At 70.3% G+C, this 22,891-nt stretch carries 16 protein-coding genes and 1 pseudogene; 9 read left to right on the forward strand and 8 right to left on the reverse strand.

Features of this window, described 5'->3' with window-relative positions:
- Window positions 1-34: 34 nt before the first annotated feature.
- Window positions 35-958 carry an ABC transporter permease gene (locus tag ACH4DZ_RS13520; protein WP_398287233.1) on the reverse strand — a complete coding sequence of 308 codons (924 nt, stop codon included), beginning with the start codon at window positions 956-958 and terminating at the stop codon, window positions 35-37.
- Window positions 948-1,961, reverse strand: a complete 1,014-nt coding sequence (locus ACH4DZ_RS13525) for an ABC transporter ATP-binding protein (RefSeq protein WP_398287737.1) — start codon at window positions 1,959-1,961, stop codon at window positions 948-950. Before ACH4DZ_RS13525 ends, ACH4DZ_RS13520 begins: the two co-directional genes overlap by 11 nt.
- Window positions 1,962-2,243: 282 nt before the next feature.
- On the opposite strand from ACH4DZ_RS13525, the gene ACH4DZ_RS13530 reads away from it, so the two are divergent.
- The 7 genes and pseudogenes from ACH4DZ_RS13530 (at window position 2,244) to ACH4DZ_RS13560 (ending at window position 9,262) form a co-directional block, all read left to right on the forward strand.
- Window positions 2,244-3,104, forward strand: a complete 861-nt coding sequence (locus ACH4DZ_RS13530) for a M24 family metallopeptidase (RefSeq protein WP_398287234.1) — start codon at window positions 2,244-2,246, stop codon at window positions 3,102-3,104.
- A gap of 17 nt (window positions 3,105-3,121) precedes the next feature.
- Complete coding sequence (locus tag ACH4DZ_RS13535; protein WP_398287738.1) at window positions 3,122-4,879, forward strand: SDR family oxidoreductase; 1,758 nt, start codon at window positions 3,122-3,124, stop codon at window positions 4,877-4,879.
- Window positions 4,876-5,775: a metal-dependent hydrolase gene (locus ACH4DZ_RS13540; RefSeq protein WP_398287235.1), complete on the forward strand. Its 900-nt coding sequence runs from the start codon at window positions 4,876-4,878 to the stop codon at window positions 5,773-5,775. The genes ACH4DZ_RS13535 and ACH4DZ_RS13540 overlap by 4 nt, the downstream gene beginning before the upstream one ends.
- A 42-nt stretch (window positions 5,776-5,817) precedes the next feature.
- A complete protein-coding gene (locus tag ACH4DZ_RS13545) occupies window positions 5,818-6,762 on the forward strand; it encodes a MerR family transcriptional regulator (protein WP_398287236.1) in 945 nt (314 codons plus the stop codon).
- 98 nt (window positions 6,763-6,860) lie between these two features.
- Window positions 6,861-7,127, forward strand: a pseudogene (locus tag ACH4DZ_RS13550) (RNA 2'-phosphotransferase); the annotation flags it as partial.
- A 126-nt stretch (window positions 7,128-7,253) separates the two neighbouring features.
- Window positions 7,254-8,165, forward strand: a complete 912-nt coding sequence (locus tag ACH4DZ_RS13555) for an LLM class flavin-dependent oxidoreductase (protein ID WP_398287237.1) — start codon at window positions 7,254-7,256, stop codon at window positions 8,163-8,165.
- 209 nt (window positions 8,166-8,374) lie between these two features.
- Complete coding sequence (locus ACH4DZ_RS13560; RefSeq protein ID WP_398287238.1) at window positions 8,375-9,262, forward strand: Cof-type HAD-IIB family hydrolase; 888 nt, start codon at window positions 8,375-8,377, stop codon at window positions 9,260-9,262.
- A 43-nt stretch (window positions 9,263-9,305) separates the two neighbouring features.
- Here the strand turns inward: ACH4DZ_RS13560 and ACH4DZ_RS13565 are convergent, their stop codons facing one another.
- From ACH4DZ_RS13565 to hisC, 6 genes are all read right to left on the reverse strand, one after another.
- Window positions 9,306-10,355, reverse strand: a complete 1,050-nt coding sequence (locus ACH4DZ_RS13565) for a peptidoglycan DD-metalloendopeptidase family protein (RefSeq protein ID WP_398287239.1) — start codon at window positions 10,353-10,355, stop codon at window positions 9,306-9,308.
- Window positions 10,356-10,526: 171 nt separating this feature from the next.
- Window positions 10,527-12,143, reverse strand: coding sequence for a GAF domain-containing protein (locus tag ACH4DZ_RS13570; RefSeq protein WP_398287240.1), 1,617 nt, complete (start codon window positions 12,141-12,143; stop codon window positions 10,527-10,529).
- A gap of 103 nt (window positions 12,144-12,246) precedes the next feature.
- Window positions 12,247-15,741, reverse strand: coding sequence for a thiol reductant ABC exporter subunit CydD (cydD, locus tag ACH4DZ_RS13575; protein WP_398287241.1), 3,495 nt, complete (start codon window positions 15,739-15,741; stop codon window positions 12,247-12,249).
- Between the two features lie 145 nt (window positions 15,742-15,886).
- Entirely contained in the window at window positions 15,887-16,891 is a 1,005-nt protein-coding gene (gene cydB, locus ACH4DZ_RS13580; protein ID WP_398287242.1) for a cytochrome d ubiquinol oxidase subunit II, read from the reverse strand.
- Window positions 16,892-16,911: 20 nt separating this feature from the next.
- Window positions 16,912-18,417 (reverse strand): cytochrome ubiquinol oxidase subunit I, encoded by a 1,506-nt coding sequence (locus tag ACH4DZ_RS13585; RefSeq protein WP_398287243.1) that lies wholly within the window; start codon window positions 18,415-18,417, stop codon window positions 16,912-16,914.
- 299 nt (window positions 18,418-18,716) lie between these two features.
- Window positions 18,717-19,796: a histidinol-phosphate transaminase gene (hisC, locus tag ACH4DZ_RS13590; protein WP_398287244.1), complete on the reverse strand. Its 1,080-nt coding sequence runs from the start codon at window positions 19,794-19,796 to the stop codon at window positions 18,717-18,719.
- Window positions 19,797-20,228: 432 nt separating this feature from the next.
- Between hisC and ACH4DZ_RS13595 the strand changes: the two genes are divergently transcribed.
- Window positions 20,229-21,341, forward strand: a complete 1,113-nt coding sequence (locus tag ACH4DZ_RS13595; protein WP_107020452.1) for a LacI family DNA-binding transcriptional regulator — start codon at window positions 20,229-20,231, stop codon at window positions 21,339-21,341.
- A 176-nt stretch (window positions 21,342-21,517) separates the two neighbouring features.
- On the forward strand, window positions 21,518-22,744 hold the full coding sequence (locus ACH4DZ_RS13600; RefSeq protein ID WP_398287739.1) for a metallophosphoesterase: 1,227 nt from the start codon (window positions 21,518-21,520) through the stop codon (window positions 22,742-22,744).
- Window positions 22,745-22,891 lie beyond the last annotated feature (147 nt).

The following is a 22,891-nucleotide window of genomic DNA, read 5'->3' on the forward strand; positions in this document are numbered from 1 at the left end:
CTTGGAAGGGTGGTGGCGGACGACGGGCGGGCGGTCACAGTCCGACCTTTCGGTAGCGGCGCATCAGGAGGCCGTAGCAGCCCGCGACGAGTCCCAGGACGGCGAGCAGATACACGACGCCCTGGCCGCTCGAAGGACCCTCGCCGCCGGGGAACGCGGCCGTGGCACCCAGGAAGGCGGTCTGCACCCCGTCGATCAGCGTGATGGGCGAGAAGAGGCCGAGCCAGGCGATCGCGTCGGTGCTGGACTGCTCGTAGGCGATGGCCTGGACGGTGGACACCGCTCCGTAGGAGATGGTCAGCACGGCGATGACGGCGGCGATACCGAAGCCGCGGCGCGGGGTGATCGCCGAGATGACCAGGCCGATGCCGGCGAAGAGCAGGGAAAGCAGTGCCACGGAGACGAGCCCCTGTCCGAAGCCCTTGGTCTGGTCCCAGAAGTCGAGTTTGGCGAGCAGCGCCCCCACGTACAGCACGAGCAGCGGTGCGGCCGTGAGCAGGAACAGCGCCGAGGCCAGCGCCGCGTACTTGGCGCGTACGTAGTCGGCGGTCTCGATGGGACGCGAGAAGTACAGCGGGACGGTCTTGAAGCGCAGGTCGCGGGAGACGGACTGCGGTCCCTGGGAGGCGACGTACAGACCGATGACGGCCTGCATGATGACCGCGTACCGCGTGTAGTCGACGGGCAGGTCCTTCGCCTTGGTGGCGACGGCGACCGCGACCATGATCAGTGCGGGGACGCACATCACTACGAAGAGCAGCATCGGCAGCACTTTGGACTTCACCGAGCGGCCGAGGCCGTACGAGCCGCGCAGGGACATCGAGTAGAGCGAGCGGCGGGCGTACGCGCGTCCCAGGCGCTGGCCGTCGTAGTTGCGGTAGCCGATGTTGTGGATCCGGGTCTGCTCGCCCGGGCGAGCCGGAGCCGGGACCTGTGCCTGGGGCTGCTCAACCGCCATGGCCGACCGCCTCCTTCCGCTGTTCGTCGCCGTCCTTCAGGGCCGACCGCGCTTCGGCGTCCCTGGCTGCCTGCTCGTCGCTGTCCTTGAAGACCTCCGCGATGTGGTGCCTGCGCTGCTCCATGCGCACCAGACCGAGGCCCAGGTCGGCGACGACGTCCCGTACGAGGTCGTACGTCTCCTCGCCCTGCGCGGTGAGCAGGAGGATGTGGCCCGCGCCCGGCAGTCCGCTGCCGTCGTGGGTCTCGATCCCGCGCTCGTGAAGGACCTCGCGCAGTGCGCCGGTGCCGTCCGGGTGCTCGTCCGTGTCGGTGACCTCGACCGCGAGGATCGCCGTGCGCTGTGTGAAGTCCGTGGTGGAGCTGGACCGCAGGAGCTTGCCGCCGTCGATGACGACGACGTGGTCGCAGGTGCGCTCCAGCTCGCCCAGGAGGTGCGAGGTGACCAGGACGGAGATGCCGAAGTCGGTGTGGATGCGGCGGATGAGGCCGAGCATCTCGTCGCGGCCGACCGGGTCGAGGCCGTTCGTCGGCTCGTCGAGGAAGACCAGCTGCGGGTCGTGGACCAGCGCCTGCGCGAGTTTCACGCGCTGCTTCATGCCCGTCGAGTAGCCGCCGATGGGGCGATATCGCTCCTCGTAGAGGCCGACGTGGCGCAGCGTGTCCGCGGTGCGCTCGCGGGCCGCCGCCGGGGGCAGGCCGGACATGCGCGCCATGTGGACGACGAACTCGGTGGCCGAGACGTCGGGCGGCAGGCAGTCGTGCTCGGGCATGTATCCGACGCGCTCCCGGATGTCGCCGCCCTTGGTGGCGACATCGAGTCCGAGCACCGCGGCGCGGCCCTCGGTGGCGGGGGACAGACCCAGCAGGATCTTGATCAGTGTGGACTTGCCGGCTCCGTTGGCTCCGACGAGTCCGGTCACACCGGGTCCGACGTCCACGGAGAGCCGGTCAAGAGCGGTCACCCTCGGGAACCGCTTGCTCAGGCTTTCGGTCGCGATCACAGTCACGATTCGAAGGTAGTGGCGCAGGCCACATCAGTCGTCAGACCTGGGAGCTGTATCGCTGTCACCCTCCAGTCGTACGGGCCCGTAGGGGTCCCCCTCAGGTCGAACAACCGGCGGCTGCCGCTGTGCCCTGGTCGTCCGGGTCGGCCGGGTTGTCCACAACCACACGGTTTTCCACAGGTCCCGCACCCACCTCTTGACGCAGCCACCAACAACAGTCACATTCATCAGTGTCAAGTTACGGGCGCGTACGGCAGTCGGCTTGGAACGGACGGTGGCATGACCTCAGCAGCGGCCTCGCCAGGGGCCTCATCCGGCCCGCTCACCGGGGAGCTCGGCGGGTTCAGGGAAGTGCAGCGGCTCGCGTACGCGTGCGCCGAGGCGGTGGCCGCGCGGCTGAAGCCGGGGGTGACCGAGCGCGAGGCGGCACGGATGCAGCGCGAGTGGTTGCGTGAGCGCGGGGTCCGGGACTGGTTCCATCTGCCCTTCGCCTGGTTCGGGGACCGGACGGCGTTCGCGAACTTCCGGATCCCGCTGCAGTTCTTCCCCACGAACAGACGCCTGGAGCCGGGCATGCCGTTCATCCTCGACATGGCCCCGGTCCTCAAGGGCTGCACCGCGGACATCGGCTACTCCGGCTCGCTGGGCCCGAATCCGGTCCAGGACCGGCTGATCGCCGATCTGGAGGCGCACCGCGAGCTGCTCCTGCGCGAGGTGCGCGAGCGGCGCCCGCTGCGGGAGATCTACGAGGATGTGGACCGGCTCATGGTCCGCCAGGGCTACGCGAACCGGCACCGGGCGTACCCCTTCGGCGTGATCGCCCACAAGGTGGACCGCGTCCGTGAACGGCGCTGGTCGCCGCGTCTGTTCGGCTTCGGCACCCAGGCACTCAAAGGTCTGGCGGGCGACGCGCTCCACGGACACCGCGAAGGCTGGTCGCCCCTGTGGTCGCCGTACCGCTTCTCCGACCACCCGCCGCATCCGGGCCTGTGGGCGGTCGAACCGCACCTCGGATTCCGGGGTACGGGAGCGAAGTTCGAGGAGATCCTCGTGGTCACCGATTCCAGGGACTCCGAGCAGAGCGCGTTCTGGCTGGACGACGACTTGCCGCACGTGCGGCGCTGGGCGGAGGACAAGTGACCCTTGGCGAAGGACGAGTGGCCCTCGCGGGCGCGCGTGAGCGCTGGGTGCGTACGGGTGGCGTCGAGCTGTGCGTCGCCGAGTGGGGCGACCCCGCGACGCGGCCCACGGTGGTGCTCGTGCACGGCTATCCGGACTCCAAGGAGGTGTGGTCCGAGGTCGCCGGGCGCCTGGCGGAGCGCTTCCATGTCGTGCTGTACGACGTACGAGGTCACGGCAGGTCCACCGCGCCCCGGCCCCTGCGCGGCGGGTTCACCCTGGAGAAGCTGACGGACGACTTCCTGGCGGTCGTGGACGCGGTCAGCCCGGACCGGCCGGTCCATCTGGTCGGCCACGACTGGGGTTCGGTGCAGGCCTGGGAGTTCACCACGGTCAAGCGCACGCAAGGGCGGATCGCATCCTTCACGTCGATGTCCGGTCCTTCTCTCGACCACTTCGGGCACTGGATCAAGAAGCGCATGTCCCGCCCCACGCCCCGCAGGGTCGGGCAGCTGCTCGGCCAGGGCGCCAAGTCCTGGTACGTGTACCTGCTGCACACCCCCGTCCTGCCCGAACTGGCCTGGCGCGGCCCCCTCGGCAAGCAGTGGCCGAAGATCCTGCGCCGCCTGGAGAAGGTCCCCGCCGGCGACTATCCGACCGCGTCGCTGCCCAGGGACGCGGCCAACGGCGCATGGCTGTACCGCGACAACATCCGTCCCCGCCTGGGCAGACCCCGCGGCGACGCGTACGCGCACGCGCCCGTGCAGCTCATCACGCCCCTGGGAGACGCCTACCTCTCGGAGCGGCTCTACGACGAACTGGAGCAGTGGGCCCCCCGGCTGGTGCGCCGCACCCTCCCGGCCAAGCACTGGATTCCGCGCACCCGGCCCGACCAGGTGGCCGCCTGGATCACCGAGTTCGTGACCTCGACCGAGGGCGGACGGCCGGCGCCCGTGGTGAGCGGCCCGCACGCCGACCGTTTCGGCGGGCAGCTCGTACTGGTCACCGGCGCGGGCAGCGGCATCGGGCGGGCCACGGCCTTCGCGTTCGCCGAGGCCGGCGCGCGCGTGGTGGCCGTCGACCGGGACGCGGAGAGCGCGGCGCGCACCGCGGAGTTGTCCCGGCTCATCGGCGCCCCGGAGGCCTGGGCCGAGACGGTCGACGTCTCGGACGAGCAGGCCATGGAGCAGCTGGCCGCGAAGGTCGCCGCCGAGTACGGGGTGGTCGACGTCCTGGTGAACAACGCCGGGATCGGACTGTCCGGCTCCTTCTTCGACACCACCGTGGAGGACTGGCGGAAGGTCCTCGACGTCAATCTGTGGGGTGTGATCCACGGCTGCCGGCTCTTCGGGAAACAGATGGCGGAGCGCGGACAGGGCGGCCACATCGTCAACACCGCGTCGGCGGCCGCGTATCTGCCCTCGAAGGCGCTGCCCGCCTACAGCACCTCCAAGGCGGCGGTGCTGATGCTCAGCGAGTGCCTGCGCGCCGAACTGGCGGGCCAGGGCATCGGCGTATCGGCGATCTGCCCCGGATTCGTCAACACCGCCATCACCTCGACCGCGCGCTTCACCGGAGTCGACGCCGACGAGGAGAAGCGGCGCCGAAAGAGGTCCGCGCGGCTGTACGGGCTGCGCAACTACCCGCCGGAGAAGGTCGCCGAGGCCGTTGTACGGGCCGTCGTCCGCAACCAGGCCGTGGTGCCCGTGACGGCGGAGGCACGCGGCGGCCGCCTCATGTCCCGTTTCACTCCGAGGGCACTGCGCGCGATCGCACGGATGGAGCCACCACTGTGACCGAGCACCACACCATCACGCCCCGCCGGGTCTCCTTCGACTGGGAGCGGACCCCGCTCCACTGGATACCGGACGAGCCGACCGCCACCCACGTCATCAATGTGCTGCATCTGCTGCTGCCCGCGGGGGAGCGGTGGTTCGTCAAAGTCTTCAAGGAGGGCCTGCCGCTGGTCACCGACCCCGAACTGCTCAGGGACGTCAAGGGGTTCATGGGGCAGGAGGCGACGCACAGCGTGCAGCACTCGTACGTGCTGGACCATCTGGCGGCGCAGCGGCTGGACACGGACGCCTACACGCGGCATGTCGAGTTCCTCTTCCGGAGGATCCTGGGCGAGACCCCGCCGCTGGGCCGGATACCGGCCCGGGAGTGGCTGCTCTTCCGGCTCTCGGTGGTCGCGGCCATAGAGCAGTTCACCGCGGTGCTCGGTGACTGGGTGCTGGCCGCCGAAGGGCTGGACGAGGCGGGGTCCGACGAGGTCATGCTCGATCTGCTGCGCTGGCACGGCGCCGAGGAGGTCGAGCACCGTGCGGTCGCCTTCGACATGTACCAGCACTGCGGCGGCGAGGGCCTGCCCCGGTATGCGCGCCGGGTGGCGGGCATGGCGGTCACGGCTCCGGTGATGCTGTACATGTGGGCGTGGGGCGCGGCCTATCTGCTGCGCCACGACCCGCAGTTGGCGGGGCGGTCGCGCTATTCGCTCGGGGCGCACAACCGTGCGGTGCGCAAGGGGCTGCTGCCCACGTGGAAGGAGCTCGGCTCGGCCGTACCGCGTTATCTGCGGCGCTCGTACCATCCTTCGCAGGAGGGTTCGATGCGCCGCGCGGTCGAGTATCTGGCGACGTCGCCCGCGGCCCGGGCGGCGGCGGGGGCGATCGGCAGGGCGGCGATCGCGTAGCGACGGGCGCTCGGCAGGGCGGGAACCGAAAGGGCAGGGACTGTGATCGACGAGCCGGCCGGCGCGGCGTACCGGATCGAGGACCTGGCGCACCGCAGTGGTGCCACGGTCCGGACGATCCGCGCCTATCAGGACCGCGGGCTGCTCCCCCGCCCGGAGCGGCGCGGGCGCGCCAACGTCTACGCGGACACCCATCTGGCCCGGCTGCGGCAGATCGCGGACCTGCTGGACCGCGGCTACACCCTGGCCTCCATCAAGGAGCTCCTGGAGGCCTGGGACGCGGGGCGCGGCCTGGGCGGCGTGCTCGGTCTGGTCGCCGAGGTCGACGGACCGTGGACGGACGAGGAGGCGGTCCGTATCTCACGGGCCGAGCTCGACGAACGGTTCGGCGGTCACCCGGACGACGCGGCGGTCGCCGAGGCGATCGAATTGGGAGTGCTCGAACGGATCCCGGAGCAGGAGGACACCTTTCTCGTGCCGAGCCCCCAAGAGCTGGCTGTGGCGGCGGAGTTGTACGGGGCGGGCGTCCCGCTGTCCGCGATCTCCGGCCATCTGCGGGAGTTGAGGGGCCAGGTGGAGCACATCGCCTCCCGTTTCCTGGAGTTCACGGCCGAGCACGTCTTCGCCCGCTACCTCGGCGAACATCCGCCGACCGACGCGGACGCCACGGAAGCGGCCGCGCTCGTACGCCGGCTGCGACCGCTCGCACGCCAGACGGTGGACGCCGAACTGGCCCGGGCCATGCAGCTGTTCGCCCACCGCCAGCTGCGTCGGCATCTCGGTGGGGAGGAACCCCTGGCGGACACGCAGGAGACGCGTACCGTGACGGTTCCGGCGGCGGCAATGGCCGCTGTGGAGGGGCTTGTCGGCGCGGAGCACGCGGCCGAGTTCTTCACCGTGGCCGCCGAACGCGAGGTCAGGGCACGGGCCTTGGATGCGCTAGCCGCACGTTCCCTTCCGGCAGCGGTAGTTGACGAACCGTCGTAAACCGTCAGGCAGTTGTCCACAGATTCCCCAACTACGCCTGTGGATAACGCATTTGGCTGTGGATCAAACCTCCGGACCAAAATCAAATGCGTGATCAGCGTCTCTCCAGGCACCCCTCCGTGGAGGTCGACCTGGGGATGCCGTCGGCGACCCCGCCCGCGTACCTCTACCACGGCACCGCCGCCCGCAGTCTGGACGCGATCCGCGCCGAGGGTCTGCGGCCCATGAACCGGCACGACGTGCTCCGCGTGGACGCCGGCGCCATGAGCCGCGACGGCCACGTCTTCACGGTCAGCGCCAACGGCGTATGGCTCACGGCCACCGTGCCTCCGCGCTACCTGCGGTTTCCGGCCATGCCTCGATGACCCGATGAGCCACGCCCCGATGAACCTATGAACCGGTGAACGGTGTGGCTCGCGCGGTCCGGCCGTGGCCGCCCCCGCAGGTCGGCCGCTTCGGTGTGCCGCACGGCTGCGCTTAGGCTCTGCGGCATGAGTCTGCGCCTGAGCACCGTGATCCTGCCGTACCTCCGCTGGCACGAGGGAGGACGTTCCACCTGGCAGCGCGCCGAGCAGCTCGGGTTCCACACCGCTTTCACGTACGACCACCTGGCGTGGCGCACGTTCCGCGAGGGCCCCTGGTACGGCGCCGTGCCGACACTGACCGCCGCCGCGGGCGCCACCGACCGGCTGCGCCTAGGCACCCTGGTGACCTCCCCGAACTTCCGGCACCCGGTGGCCCTCGCCAAGGAACTGATCTCCCTCGACGACATCTCCGGTGGCCGGATCACGCTGGGCATCGGCGCGGGCGGCTCCGGGTTCGACGCCACGACACTGCTGCGCACCGGCGAGGAGCCGTGGACGCCGCGCGAGCGGGCCGACCGCTTCGCCGAATTCGTACCGCTGCTCGACCGGCTGCTCACCGAGGACACCGTGTCGTACGACGGCACGTTCTACTCGGCGCGTGAGGCGTACAACATCCCCGGCTGTGTGCAGCGGCCCCGGCTGCCCTTCGCGGTGGCCGCCACCGGGCCGCGCGGGCTGAAGCTCGCCGCCGCGCACGGGCAGGCGTGGGTGACCACCGGGGACCCGAAGCTCTTCGAGGCGGGCACTCCCGAGCAGTCGGTGGACGCCCTCCGCGGCCAGACGGAGAAGCTGGCCGCCGCGTGCGAGACGGTCGGCCGCGATGTGCGCGAACTCGACAAGGTCCTGCTCACCGGCTTCACCCCGGACCGCGGACGTCCGCTGGAGTCCCTCGACGCGTTCGTCGACTTCGCGGGCCGCCACCTGGAGCTGGGCTTCACGGACATCGTGATCCACTGGCCGATCCCGGGCTCCGACTTCGCGGCGGACGAGAAGGTCTTCGAGCAGATCGCGCTGGAAGCGGTCGCGCAGTTGAGCTGACGCTCAGTTGCGGGCCGGCGCCCAGTGGGAAGGAGGCCCAGGGGGCCGGTGAGCGACCGCGGGTCGTCGTGGGTTGCTCGCGCCTGTTCCCCGCGCCCCTTGCGGAGCGCTGCCGGACGGTGGTCGCCGAGCGGCCCCTCGCCCGCAAAAGGGCAGGTGAAAGGTTACGTCACTCACATGTGCGGACCGCCGCACGCCCGTGCGCGCATATGCGGGAGAATGACGGAGTGACCTCAGCGACCCGACGGCCCGGGATTCCGGCCTCCTCCCTCCCGCCCCGCCTGATCGCCACGGACCTCGACGGCACCCTGCTGCACGACGACAAGTCCGTCTCACCGCGCACCGTGGCCGCCCTGGCCGCCGCCGAGGCGGCCGGCATCGAGGTCTTCTTCGTGACCGGGCGCCCGGCCCGCTGGATGGACGTCGTGAGCGATCATGTCCACGGTCACGGCCTGGCCATCTGCGGAAACGGCGCCGCCGTGGTCGATCTGCACGGCGGCCCCGGCGCCCACCGCTTCGTCAAGGTGCGGGAACTGGCGCGGGAGAACGCGCTCGACGCCGTACGGCTGCTGCGCGACGCCGCTCCGGGCACCCTCTTCGCCATCGAGCAGACCTACGGCTTCTACCAGGAGCCCGCGTACCCGAAGCTGCACCTGGAGGCGCCCGACACCGTCGCGCCCGCCGAGAAACTTCTGGCGCCGGACGCCCCGGGTGCCGATGAGCCAGTGCTCAAGATCCTCGCGTACCACCACGAGATCGCCCCGGACGACTTCCTCATGACCGCCCGGCTGGCCATCGGCGACCGGGCCAACGTGACCCGGTCCAGCCCCAGCGCGCTGCTGGAAATCAGCGGCCCCGGCGTCTCGAAGGCCAGCACCCTCGCACTGTGCTGCGCCGAGCGCGGCATCTCGAACGAAGAGGTCGTCGCCTTCGGTGACATGCCGAACGACGTGGAGATGCTCACCTGGGCGGGCACGTCGTACGCGATGGGCAACGCGCACCCCGCCGTGATCGCCGCGGCGTCCGGACGTACGGCCGCCAACACCGAGGACGGCGTGGCCGTCGTGATCGAGCGGATGCTCGCGGAACACCGGTAGGAACGGAGCACGGCCGGCAGCCGACCCGCTCCTGTAGCTGCAGCTACAGCTGAACTCCCCGCTCGGCGAGCCACTCGCGCGGATCGACCCCCGAGCCCGGCTGCGGGGTCAGGCGTACCTCGAAGTGCAGATGCGGACCCGTCGAGTTGCCGGTCGTGCCCGACTGGCCGACCCACTGCCCGGTGGACACCCGCTCCCCCTGATCCACGGTGACGGCCGCCAGATGGGCGTACTGCGTGTAGTAGCCGCCCGGATGCCGCACCACGACCTCGATGCCGAACGGGCCGCCGCACGACACCCTGACCACCCGTCCCCGGCCCACCGAACGCACCGGCGTACCGATGTCCACCGCGAAGTCCTGCCCGGTGTGCCGGCTCACCCAGCGTTCACCGCCGCTGCCGAACCCCGCGGAGAGTCCGTACGTCTCCACCGGGGGGATCCACGGCTGGGTGAAGGCCGCGTCCGGCTGGTCGAGCCGGACCGAACCCCGGCACGCACCGGCGGCCGCCGAGGCGTCCGCCTGTCCCTGGAGCGTGCCCTGGGCCTCCGCCAGCTTCCGCTCGATGCCGCGCTTGATCCCGGCGAGTTCGTCGTTGCGCCGCTCCAGCACCTGCCGGGCGGAGGCCGCCTTCGACTCGTCGGCGGCGAGCCTGCTCTCGGCCCGGCGGCTCCTGGTGACGGCGTTGTCGACCGCCAGATCCACCTGCCGGACAGCACGCTGACCGCGCAGCAGCTCCTCCGGGCTGTCCGCGAGCAGCAGCTGTGCGGTGTGCGGGAGCCCACCGCCGGTGCGGTACTGGGCACGTGCGATGCGGCCGAGGTCCCCGTGCAGCACGGCGATGTCCCGCCGCTCCCGGTCGAGAAGCCGCTCCAGCCGCTGGGCCCGGCCCCGCTGCTCCTCGGCCTCGCGGCGCCCTGCCTCGTACCGCTGCGTCGCCAGTGACGCCTCCTCGTACAACCGCACGACCTCGGCGCCGACCCCGCCGGAGCTGTCGGCGTCCCCGGTGGCCGCCGTGGGCCCCGCCACCAGGACGGCCAGCGCGCACGACAGCGCCGTGACGAGCAGGGGACGGCGACGTCGACGTGAGCGCATGACATGGATCGTGTCGCGCGGGGACGGCTCCGGTCCTGTTCAAGTCGTACACCTGGGGGAGCGGCCGGCACGGATGGACCACTGCGCTGGGCCGAACAGGGGTCCTGCCGAAACCACTTCGTCGAGTCGCGCCGCCCGCCCGTACGCCCCCCGCGCTGCCCTGCCCCGGACTCAGTACGGCGCCTCCCAGACCACCGACGTGCCACCGCCGTCCTTCCCGGACCCCGGCCCGTACCAGCTGTCCCCGCCCAGCGACTCCGCGCGCCGCTTCAGGTTCTTCAGTCCGCTGCGCCGGCCCCCCTCGGGGATGCCGATACCGTCGTCCGTGACCGTCAGGCGTACGCCGGTCTCCTCGTCCGGAAGCCGTACCGTCGCGTCCACGGTGACGTCGATCCTGGACGCTCCCGCGTGCCGGGAGGCGTTGGACAGGGCTTCGCGGAGGGCCGCGACGAGGTTCTTGGCCGTGAGTTCGCCGACCACCGTGTCCACGGATCCGACAAAGCGGTGGGACGGCTTGAAGCCGAGCGGTACGGCGGCCATGTTGATCTCCCGCAGTACGCGCGTCCGCAGCCGGGCCGGAAACTCCGCAGGTCCCTGCTGGAGGGCGAAGATGGCCGTACGGATCTCCTGAATGGTGACGTCGAGTTCGTCGACCGCCTTGCCGACGCCCTTGCGCACCTCGGGCAGCACGGACCGCCGCTGGGCGCTCTCCAGCAGCATCCCGGTGGCGAACAGCCGCTGGATGACGAGATCGTGCAGGTCACGGGCGATCCGGTCACGGTCCTCGTAGACCGCGAGCTGTTCCCGGTCCCGCTGCGCCTCGGCCATCATCAGCGCGAGCGCGGCCTGGGAGGCGAACTGCGTCGCCAGGGTGCGCTCGGCATCGGTGAACGGGCGGGCGCCCGCCGCGCGTGCCATGACAAGGGTCCCCAGGACCCGGCCTCCGCTCTGGAGCGGAAGGAGCATCGTCGGCCCGTAGCCTCGGGAGAGGTCGACGAGCATCCGTGGGTCCGAGGCCGCGTCCTCGACGAACACGGCCTTCCCCGCGAGGATCTGGCCCGCCACCGCGTTCTCGGGCGGCACGACGAGGCCCAAGGCCCTCGACGGGTGCTCGGACGCGACGGCGACGATCTCCAGTCCGCCCGTCGCCGCGGGCAGCAGCACGAGCCCGGCCATCGAGTCGGAGAGCCGGCGGGCCTGTTCGGCGACCACTTGGAGGGCTTCGTCGGCGTCTCCTCCGGAGAGCAGCGCGGTGGTGACGGCCACGGATCCGTCGATCCAGCGCTCACGCCGCTTGGCGGCCCCGTAGAGTCGCGCGTTCCCCACCGCGATGCCCGCCTCGCGCGCCAGTACCCGCACCATGTCGAGGTCGTGCTCGCCGAACGGGCCCCCGTCGCGTTTCTCGGCGAGGTAGAAGGTCCCGAGGCTCTCGCCCTGTACGCGGACGGGGACGGCCAGGAAGCCGGCCTCGGACGGATGACAGGCCCCCTCGGACCTCCCGGTCCCTCCGGTCCCCCCGGTCTCCTCGTAGCCGTCCGGCAGCCGCCCGATCCACCGGACCGCCTGCCCGTCGGTGTCCTCGCCCGCACACTCGGCGAGGCCGTCCCCGCACTCCGCCGCGAGCCCGACCGCCGCATACCGCGCGTCCGCCAGCTCCGCCGCGGTCTCACAGATCCGCTCCAGCGTGGACCGCAGCTGCAGACCGCTTCCGACCGCCCGCATCGCTTCCAGCAGCCGCGGCACGTCGTCTGGGTTCGGGGCGCCACCGGGGCCCGGCTCGACTGACATGCACCGAGCCTAGTTAGTCCCATTTGTCAGGGAAAGTGGAACGTCGCGACCCGTGAAGTGCCGTAGGAAGCGCCGAACGGAGTGCCAGGCCCGTCCGAAGCCCTCACCGTGCGAGGGCCGCCATCTCCGTCCGGCTCTCCCGCTCCGACATCTCCCGCAACGGCCCCCGCGCACGCACCAGCTCGTCGAACGCGCCCCGCTGCACCACATGCCCCTCCGCCATGACGATCACCTCGTCGACCGCTTCGAGGCCCGCCAGCCGGTGAGTGATCATCAACGTCGTACGCCCCTCGGTCGCGGCCAGCAGATCGGCGGTGAGGGCGTCTGCGGTGGCCAGGTCGAGATGCTCCGCGGGCTCGTCGAGAACCAGCACGGGAAAGTCCGCGAGCAACGCACGGGCGAGCGCCAGCCGCTGCCGCTGTCCTCCGGACAACCGTGCGCCGTGCTCCCCGATCATCGTGTCGATCCCGTCGGGCAGACCGTCGGCCCAGTCGAGCAGCCGTACCCGTCCCAGCACGTCCCGCAGCGCGGAGTCCGTCGCGTCCTTCCGTGCGAGCAGCAGGTTCTCGCGCACCGAGCTGTCGAACAGGTGCGCGTCCTGCGCACAGAGTCCGACCAGTCGCCGCACGTCGTCACCGTCCATGCCGTACGCGTCCACGCCTCCCAGCGTGTACGTCCCCCCGCGTGGGTCCAGAAAGCGCAACAGCACCTGAGCCAGCGTCGTCTTGCCGGATCCGGACGGCCCGACGACAGCGGTCCGGCGCCCTTGTTCGAGCACCAGGTCGACCCCGGTGACCGCGTCCCGCTCCTGTCCCTCGTATCGGGCGGCCAGGCCCTTCACCACGACCGGGAACGGCGACCCGGGCGCCTCCACCGGCCGCTCCGGTTCCCGTACGGGCTCGGGCGCGTCCAGGACCTCGTACACGCGCTCCGCGCTCCTGCGCACCCGCTGTCGGTACTGGGCGGCGAGCGGCAGCCCCAGGACGGCCTCGAAGGCGGCCAGGGGTGTGAGGACGGCGACGGCCGTCGCCACGCCGCTGAGGCGTCCGTCGACGACCGCCTGGGCGCCGACGAGCGCGGCGGCTGTGACGGTGAGGCCGGAGATCAGCGCGGTCAGTCCGTCGCCGAGCGCGGTGGCGGTGGCGGCTCGCGAGGTGATGCGGGTGAGTTCCGCGTCGGCCCGCCGCGCCTCGGCGGTACGGGCGGGCAGCGCGCCCGCGACGGTCAGTTCGGCCGTTCCCGTGAGGAGATCGGCCACCCGGGTCGCCAGTGCACCGCGTGCCGGTGCCAGTCGGCGCTCGGCGCGGCGCGCGACGGCGCCGGTCACCAGCGGAACGCCCACGCCCGCGGCCAGCAGCCCGACGGCGAGAACGGCACCCGCCTCGGGCAGCAGCCAGGCCGTGAACCCGACCGAGCCGGCGGACACGACGGCCGCCGCGGCGGCGGGCAGCAGCCAGCGCAGCCAGTAGTCCTGCAGCGCGTCGACATCACTGACGAGCCGCGAGAGCAGATCGCCGCGCCGGGTGGTCCGCAGTCCCGCGGGCGCCAGCCGTTCGAGGCGCCGGTACACGGCGACCCTGGTGTCGGCGAGCATCCGCAGCACCGCCTCGTGCGACACCAGCCGCTCCGCGTACCGGAAGACGGCCCGCCCGATCCCGAAAGCCCGCGTGGCCGTCACAGCGACCATCAGATACAGCACGGGCGGCTGCTGTGAGGCCCTGGAGATCAACCAGCCCGAGGTGGCCATGAGGCCGACGGCACTTCCGAGCGCGAGACTGCCGAGCAGGAGGGCCAGCGCGAGCCGCCCCCGGCGCGGCCCGGCCATGGCACGGACCCGCGCGAGCACGTCACCACGCCTCTCCAGGAGCGGAGCCGCACTGTCGGCGCCTGCCGAGGGCACCGACGCCACCACGTCGGAGCGACGCGTCCGCGTCTCTGCGGACCACACGGCACGGTCCGCCGAAGCCGCCGGTTCCAGCCGCACCACCCGGTCGGCCACGCCCAGCAGGGCCGGCCGGTGGACGACGAGCAGGACGGTCCGTCCGACGGCGAGGCGCCGGACCGCCTCCACCACCTCGGCCTCGGTCTCCCCGTCCAGCGAGGCCGTCGGCTCGTCGAGCAGCAGCACCGGCCGGTCCGCGAGGAACGCCCGGGCCAGGGCGAGTCGTTGCCGCTGCCCGGCGGACAGCCCGGCACCGTCCTCACCGAGGAGCGTGCGCATTCCGTCGGGGAGCGCGTCCACGAACTCCAGGGCCCCGGCGTCGACCAGCGCCTCCCGCACCGCGGAGTCGTCCGCCTCCGGCCGCGCCAGCCGTACGTTCTCGGCGACGGACCCGGCGAACAGATGGGGCCGCTGCGGCACCCAGGCGACGTGCGAACGCCATTCCCTCAGATCGGCTGCCGTGAGTTCGACTCCCCCGACCTCGACCCGCCCCTCCGTGGGCCGGACGAAACCCAGCAGCACATTGAGAAGAGTCGTCTTGCCCACGCCGCTGGGGCCGACGAGCGCCACCGTCTCGCCGGGCCCGACCGCGAAGGACACGTTGGACACCGCGTCGGACGACCGCCCGGGGTGGCGGACCGTCACTCCCTCGAAGCGCAGCTCCCCGGAGGCGGGCGCCACACCGGTCCCGGACTCCCGCACGGGCGTCTCCAGGACCGAGAAGATCTCCTCGGCGGCCGACAGCCCCTCCGCCGCCGCGTGGTACTGCGCCCCGACCTGGCGCAGCGGCAGATACGCCTCGGGGGCGAGGATCAGTACGACCAGTCCGTCGTACAGCGCCATCTCACCGTGGACAAGCCGCATGCCGATGGTCACCGCGACCAGGGCGACCGAGATCGTGGCGAGAAGTTCCAGCGCGAAGGACGAGATGAAGGCGATCCGCAGGGTCCGCATGGTCGCCTGCCGGTACTCCCCGGTGATCCGCCGGATGGACTCGGCCTGCGCCTTGGCCCGCCCGAAGACCTTGAGCGTGGGCAGCCCCGCGACGACGTCCAGGAAGTGGCCCGAGAGCCGGGACAGCAGGTGCCATTGCCGATCCATCTGGGACTGCGTGACCCAGCCGATGAGCATCATGAAGATCGGGATGAGCGGCAGCGTGCCGACGATGATCGCCGCCGACACCCAGTCCTCGGTGACGACCCGCGCGAGCACGGCGACGGGTACGACCACCGCGAGCCCCAACTGCGGCAGATAACGCGAGAAGTAGTCGTCGAGAGCGTCCACGCCGCGGGTGGCGAGCGCGATCAGTGACCCTGTCCGCTGCCCGCTCAGCCACTCCGGACCGAGCGCTCCCGCCCGTTCCAGCAACCGCCCGCGCAGCTCCGACTTGACCGCCGCGCTCGCCCGGTGCGCCGCGAGTTCGGTGAGCCAGGAGATGAGCGCGCGACCGACCGCGACAGCCGCCAACAGGAGCAGGGGCGTGCGGAGTTCGCCCGTCGACAGTCCGTGCTGGAAGGCGCCGACCACCACTTCGGCGATGAGCATGGCTTGCGCGACGACCAGTCCCGCTCCCACAACTCCCAGTCCCACGACCGCCATCAGGAAGAGACGGGTGGCCCGGGCGTATCGGAGGAGTCGCGGGTCGATCGGTTTCACGTGAAACACACCCTCGGGTCAAGCAGGTGTGTTTCACGTGAAACACACCTTCTTCTCATGGGGCATGTTTCACGTGAAACATGCCCCCGGATTCATCGGGCCTCGGCGCGCGGCTCCAGCCCGGCTGAACACGCTTCGGCCGGGCTCAGTGCACAGCGTCAGCGATGTGCTGGGTGCCGATCCGCTTGCGGAACACCCAGTACGTCCAGCCCTGGTAGAGCATCACCACCGGTGTCGCGATCACCGCACACCAGGTCATGATCTTCAACGTGTACGGGCTCGACGAGGCGTTGGTGACCGTCAGGCTCCACTCGTCGTTCAGCGAGGACGGCATGACGTTCGGGAAGAGCGTCAGGAACAGCATCGCGACCGCGGCGACGATGGTGAGCCCCGACAGTCCGAAGGCCCAGCCCTCACGCCCTGCCTGATTCGCCCCGATTGCCGCGACCAGTGCGGCCACCGCCACGACCAGTGCGACCAGGCTCTTGCCGTCGCCGTTCTCGACCTGGGTCCAGAGCAGGAAGACCAGCGCGAGCGCAGCCGTCACCACTCCGAGCCGCAGAGCCAGCTTCCGCGCTCGTTCCCGGATGTCACCGAGGGTCTTGAGCGCGGCGAACACCGCTCCGTGGAAGGTGAACAGCGTCAGCGTCACCAGGCCGCCCAGGACGGCGTACGGGTTGAGCAGGTCCCCGAGGCTGCCCACGTACTCGAAGTTCTGGTCGATCTTCACGCCCCGGACGATGTTGCCGAAGGCCACACCCCACAGGAAGGCAGGCAGCAGCGAGGTCCAGAAGATCGCGTTCTCCCAGTTGCGCTGCCACTGCTCCTCGGGGCGCTTCGCCCGGTACTCGAAGGCGACTCCGCGCAGGATCAGACAGACGAGGATGAGCAGCAGGGGCAGATAGAAGCCGGAGAAGAGCGTGGCGTACCACTCGGGGAAGGCGGCGAAGGTCGCGCCTCCCGCCGAGAGCAGCCATACCTCGTTGCCGTCCCAGACCGGGCCGATGGTGTTGATCAGTACGCGCTTCTCGGTCCGGTCGCGGGCGAGCAGTTTGGTGAGGACGCCGATCCCGAAGTCGAAGCCCTCCAGGAAGAAGTAGCCGGTCCACAGGACGGCGATGAGGACGAACCAGATGTCGTGAAGTTCCATGACTCAGCAGCTCCCTGGGCCTAGTACGAGAAGGCCATCGGCTTGTCGGCGTCCCGGGGGTCGCCACCGATCTTCGTGGGCGGGTTGAGGTCGGCCTCGGTGAGCTCGGGCGGTCCGGCCTTGATGTACTTCGCGAGCAGCTTCACCTCGACGACGGCGAGGATCGCGTAGATCGTCGTGAGGACGATCAGCGAGGTGATCATCTCGCCCTGCGACACACCGGGGGAGACCGCGTCCCGGGTCTGCATGACGCCGTACACGACCCAGGGCTGCCGGCCCATCTCGGTGAAGATCCAGCCCCATGAGTTGGCGATCAGCGGGAAGGCCATCGTCCAGACCGCCAGGAGCCAGTACAGCCGGGTGAGCCTGGACCCGAGCGGCTTCCTCAGCAGCACCAGATGCGGCACCTCGTCCTCGCCCGTCCGCCGGGCAGCCGGCAGCAGGAACCTCTTCCGGGTCAGCCAGAGCCCCAGCAGGCCCAAGGAGAAGGACGCCATGCCGAAGCCGATCATCCAGCGGAAACCCCAGTAGGCGACGGGGACGATGGGCTTGTAGTCGCCGGGGCCGAACTTCTCCTGCTCGGCCTTGTTGGTGTCGTTGATGCCCGGCACGTACGAGTCGAAGTCGCTGTGGGCAAGGAAGGACAGGAGGCCGGGGATCTCCAGGGCCACCGAGTTGTGCCCCTTGTCGACGTCCCCGTAGGCGAACACGGAGAAGGGTGCGGGCTTCTCGCCGTCCCACAGGGCCTCCGCGGCGGCCATCTTCATCGGCTGCTGCTCGTACATGACCTTGCCGAGGGTGTCCCCGCTGATCGCGGTGAGGAGACCGCCGACCGCCATGGTGACCAGTCCGAGCCGGAGCGAGGTCCGCATCACCGGGATGTGCTTCTTGCGCATCAGGTGGAACGCCGCGATGCCCACCATGAAGGCGCCGCCCGTCAGGAAGGCCGCCGAGAAGCTGTGGAACACCTGGTTGAGCGCCGTGTTCTGGGTCAGGACCAGCCAGAAGTCGGTGAGTTCGGCGCGCCCCTTCTTCTCGTTGATGCGGTAGCCGACGGGGTGCTGCATCCAGGAGTTGGCCGCGAGGATGAAGTACGCGGACAGCAGCGTGCCGATCGAGACCATCCAGATGCAGGCCAGGTGGATCTTCTTCGGCAGTTTGTCCCAGCCGAAAATCCACAGCCCGATGAACGTGGACTCGAAGAAGAAGGCGATCAGGGCCTCGAAGGCGAGCGGGGCACCGAAGACGTCACCGACGAAGCGCGAGTAGTCGGACCAGTTCATGCCGAACTGGAACTCCTGCACGATGCCCGTGACGACACCCATCGCGATGTTGATCAGGAAGAGCTTGCCCCAGAACTTGGTGGCCCTGAGGTACTTCTCCTTCTCCGTGCGCACCCATGCGGTCTGCAGGCCCGCGGTGAGCGCGGCGAGCGAGATCGTGAGCGGGACGAAGAGGAAGTGGTAGACGGTGGTGATGCCGAACTGCCATCGCGCTATCGTCTCCGGCGCCAAAGCCAATTCCACGTCGTCAACTCCTTACGTCGCCGTGGTAACCGCGGCGGTTTGCCCCGCTTGCCCCAGACATCCCGGGAGCAAATGGGACGCGCTTGTGAACGCGTTCACATTCACAAGCAATTATGACGCATGGCCGTTCGAGCGGTGACAGGTGGGGGTGCCTAACTGCGGAGCTCGGCACGTCCGGCACGAAGCACCAGGTCAGAGGGCACGCAAAGGCACCGGACGAGACGAACGCCACAAGGCCCCGGCCTCCCGCGAGCGCGGGAGGCCGGGGCCTTGATCAACAGCCTCTGTCGGCAGTTCGGCTAGATCTCCTTGCGGAAGCCTTCCGCCGTCTTCAGGAAGATGTCATTGGCCTCGGTCTCCCCCACCGTCACCCGGACGCCCTCGCCCGCGAACGGCCGCACGACGACCCCGGCCTGCTCGCACACGGCCGCGAAGTCGACCGTGTGCTCCCCGAGCCGCAGCCACACGAAGTTCGCCTGGGTGTCCGGCACCGTCCAGCCCTGCCCGCGCAGCGTCTCGACCACCCGCGTGCGCTCGGAGACCAGCGAACCGACCCGCCCGAACAGCTCGTCCTCGGCGCGCAGCGAGGCGACCGCCGCGTCCTGCGCGAGCTGGCTCACACCGAAGGGCACGGCCGTCTTGCGCAGCGCCGCCGCCACCGGCTCATGAGCGATCGCGAAGCCGACCCGCAGCCCGGCGAGACCGTACGCCTTGGAGAACGTGCGCAGCACGCACACGTTCGGCCGGTCCCGGTACAGCTCGACGCCGTCCGGCACCTCGGCGTCGCGCACGAACTCCCGGTACGCCTCGTCGAGGACCACCAGGACATCGCCCGGCACCCGGTCGAGGAATCGTTCCAGCTCGGCCCGGCGCACCGCTGTACCCGTGGGGTTGTTGGGGTTGCAGACGAAAATCAGCCGGGTCCGGTCGGTGATGGCGTCCGCCATCGCGTCGAGGTCGTGGACATCCCCCGGCGTCAGCGGCACCTGGACCGGCGTCGCCCCGCTGACGCGGGTGATGATCGGGTACGCCTCGAAGGACCGCCAGGCGTAGATCACCTCGTCGCCCGGTCCTGAGGTCGCCTGCACCAGCTGCTGGGCGACGCCGACCGAGCCGGTACCGGTCGCCAGATGCGTCAGCGGCACCCCGAACCGGTCCGCCAGCTCGCTCATCAGCCCCGTGCACGCCATGTCGGGGTAGCGGTTGAAGGCCCCGACCGCCGCGGTCACGCTCTCCAGCACACCCGGCAGCGGCGGATAGGGGTTCTCGTTGGAGGACAGCTTGTACGCCACCGGGCCGTCCGCGGCTGCGGGCTTGCCCGGCTTGTACGTGGGGATACCCTCCAGCTCGGCTCGCAGCTTCGGGCTCGTCTCGCTCACCGCAGTCCTCCTTGTGACCGTCTCCGGCTCATCAACACCACCGGCTACCAATACTGCTCACCTTAAGAGGATTCGGAGCCGCTGAGTACGGCCCGGGACCGACCTCCCGGCCGGCACCGTAGTTCCGTGTGCGCACTCCCGGGCATCACCGCACGAAGGCGTACGAAAGAGGGGGCGCGCTGCTCCTCGCAGCCCGCGCCGGTGGCTCGCGCCGTGGCGCGCATCCCTCGTGCAGGTGAGTTGAGACCTCTTCGAGACATGGCCCCTTTGGCAGGCTCATGCGCGTCGACAAGTGACGTACTGCCATTGAAACGGTCAACTCCCTTGCTTTCCAAGGAAGTTACCTACTTATGACCATGCAGAAACGTGCCTGTCAACGAGTGCATATGCGTCCGCACTACCCCACCGCATGAGCCCTACTATCGGCTCGCCATGACAGCAGCAGGGAAGCACCAGGTGAGCCGCTCGGATACCTCACGTCGAGGAAACCGGCCGGGCCGGGCGGGCATCAGAGACGTGGCCGCGGCGGCCGGAGTCTCCATCACGACGGTCTCCGACGCCCTCAACGGCAAGGGACGGCTCCCGGACGCCACCAGACGCCATGTCCGCGAGGTCGCCGATCGGCTGGGCTACCGGCCCTCCGCGGCGGCCCGAACCCTCCGTACCGGCAAGTCGGGCCTCATCGGCCTGACCGTGACGACCTACGGGGACGAACCTTTCACCTTCACGGAGTTCGCGTACTTCGCGGAGATGGCCAGAGCCGCCACCTCGGCCGCGCTCGCCCGGGGCTACGCCCTGGTCATCCTCCCGGCGACCTCGCGCCACGACGTGTGGTCGAACGTGGCCCTGGACGGGACGGTCGTCATCGACCCCTCCGACCAGGACCCGGTCGTCAGCGAACTCGTCCGCCAAGGGTTACCGGTGGTCTCGGACGGCCGCCCGGCCGGCTCGCTGCCGGTGACCGCCTGGGTGGACAACGACCACGAGGCCGCGGTCCTGGGCATCCTCGACCACCTCGCCGCCGCCGGGGCCCGCAGAATCGGCCTGCTGACCGGGACGACCACGGACACGTACACCCACCTCTCCACGACCGCGTACCTCCGCTGGTGCGAGCGTGTGGGCCAGGATCCTGTGTACGAGGCCTATCCCGCGCACGATCCGTGCGCGGGAGCGGTCGCGGCCGACAGGCTGCTCGCCCGGCCCGACCGGCCCGACGCCGTCTACGGGCTGTTCGACCCGAACGGCACCGACCTCCTCGCGGCGGCCCGGCGCTACGGCCTGCGCGTACCGGACGACCTGCTTCTCGTGTGCTGCAGCGAGTCCACCGTCTACGCCAACACCGAACCGCCCGTCACGACACTCTCCCTCAAACCGAGACGAATCGGTACGGCCGTGGTCCAGCTCCTCATCGACGCCATCGAGGGGGTCGAATCGGACCAACCGGTCGAGCAGGTGATACCGACGGAGCTGATCGTGCGCACCTCCTCCGAGCGACGGCCGCCACGGACGACCGTCAGCCCGCCGAGGTCTCCGGAACAGGGGTGACCTCCGACGCGGAAAGCCCCTCCCAATTCGGGAGAAAACCACGGTGAACTGGGGTTCTGCTCCGATTCACCACCCCTGGGTCATCACATGGCGCGATCCGCATTCCTATGATGGGCGGACGACACCGCGGGCCGCTGCGACCAGGCAGTCCGACGCGGTGCAGATGCGGCGCGATGGTGGTGGAGGGGTCGATGACTCAGGGGGCCGGTCAGGGACCCGAGATGCGGACGCCGACGGTGCGCGACTTCCGCGTACCGGCGTACGTCCACGAAGCCGGTCCGTACGCGCAGCCGCCCGGACCGCACCCGGCACCGCCCGGACAGTACGACCGGCCGGCGGAGCCGTACGACCGCTCCGCCGAGCCGTACGACCAGGCCGCCGACCCGTACACCGGGCCCCCGGAGCCGTACGTCCGATCCGGTTCCTACGCGGGCGGGCCGCCGCACGGTGAGGCCGGCGTCCCCGCCGCCGAGCCGGAGGGCTACACGCCGACGGAGCGCGATCTGCCGGTCATCAACCGCGGTGACACCGTTCAGGTGCCGGTCGACCCCGAGGCCGGGCAGATTCCGCAGCCCGAGGAGGGGCCGGGTCCGCTGTACGTCGTCGGTGACGTGCACGGGTACCTCGACGAACTCGTCTCCGCGCTGCACGAGAAGGGGCTCATCGACCTCGAAGGCCGCTGGGCGGCCGGGACCTCCCGGCTGTGGTTCCTCGGCGACTTCACCGACCGCGGACCCGACGGGATCGGCGTCATCGACCTCGTGATGCGGCTCTCCGCGGAGGCCGCCGCGGTCGGTGGCTACTGCAAGGCGCTGATGGGCAACCACGAACTGCTGCTCCTGGGCGCCAGGCGGTTCGGGGACACCCCCGTCAACTCGGGCGCGGGAACCGCCACCTTCCAGGCCGCCTGGCTGCTCAACGGCGGCCAGAAGACCGACATGGAGCGTCTCCAGGACCATCATCTGCAGTGGATGGCCCGCCTGGACGCGATGGAACTCGCCGACGGGCATCTGCTCGTGCACTCCGACACGACCGCCTATCTCGACTACGGCGACTCCATCGAAGCGGTCAACGACACCATCCGCGAAACCCTCACCCGCAATGACGCGGACGAGTGCTGGGACCTCTTCCGCAAGTTCACCAAGCGCTTCGCGTTCCGCGACGACGGCGGTGCGCAGGCGGTCCGCTCCCTGCTGGAGACCTACGGCGGTTCCCGCATCGTCCATGGTCACAGCCCCATTCCGTATCTCCGGGGCGAGGTCGGCTCGGAGGACGGGGAGAATTCGCCGGCTCAGGCGGTCGAAGAACCTCATGTGTACGCCGACAAGCTCGCGATCGCTATGGACGGCGGCGTGACCATGGCCGGAAAACTGCTGGTCCAGCAGCTTCCCCTGGATATCTGAGCGTTCACGGGGCACACGTCCTCCGATGGAGGACGCGTGCGGTCCGGGGGCAAATTCTGGAAACCCCCTGTCACCCTGTGCCGTCATCGCTCTACCATCGGCTTATCCGTAGCAGGCTCCCCTCCGTTTCTGCCCGACGGCTCGTCA

Source organism: Streptomyces sp. NPDC017991 (assembly GCF_044328075.1).
Classification (GTDB): Bacteria; Actinomycetota; Actinomycetes; order Streptomycetales; family Streptomycetaceae; genus Streptomyces.

Excerpts from the sequence above, each read along its gene's own strand:
- ACH4DZ_RS13520 (WP_398287233.1), bottom strand. The coding sequence starts at position 958 with ATGGCGGTTGAGCAGCCCCAGGCACAGGTCCCGGCTCCGGCTCGCCCG.
- ACH4DZ_RS13530 (WP_398287234.1), top strand. The coding sequence starts at position 2,244 with ATGACCTCAGCAGCGGCCTCGCCAGGGGCCTCATCCGGCCCGCTCACC.
- ACH4DZ_RS13555 (WP_398287237.1), top strand. The coding sequence starts at position 7,254 with ATGAGTCTGCGCCTGAGCACCGTGATCCTGCCGTACCTCCGCTGGCAC.
- ACH4DZ_RS13560 (WP_398287238.1), top strand. The coding sequence starts at position 8,375 with ATGCGGGAGAATGACGGAGTGACCTCAGCGACCCGACGGCCCGGGATT.
- ACH4DZ_RS13565 (WP_398287239.1), bottom strand. The coding sequence starts at position 10,355 with ATGCGCTCACGTCGACGTCGCCGTCCCCTGCTCGTCACGGCGCTGTCG.
- ACH4DZ_RS13570 (WP_398287240.1), bottom strand. The coding sequence starts at position 12,143 with ATGTCAGTCGAGCCGGGCCCCGGTGGCGCCCCGAACCCAGACGACGTG.
- cydB (WP_398287242.1), bottom strand. The coding sequence starts at position 16,891 with ATGGAACTTCACGACATCTGGTTCGTCCTCATCGCCGTCCTGTGGACC.
- ACH4DZ_RS13595 (WP_107020452.1), top strand. The coding sequence starts at position 20,229 with ATGACAGCAGCAGGGAAGCACCAGGTGAGCCGCTCGGATACCTCACGT.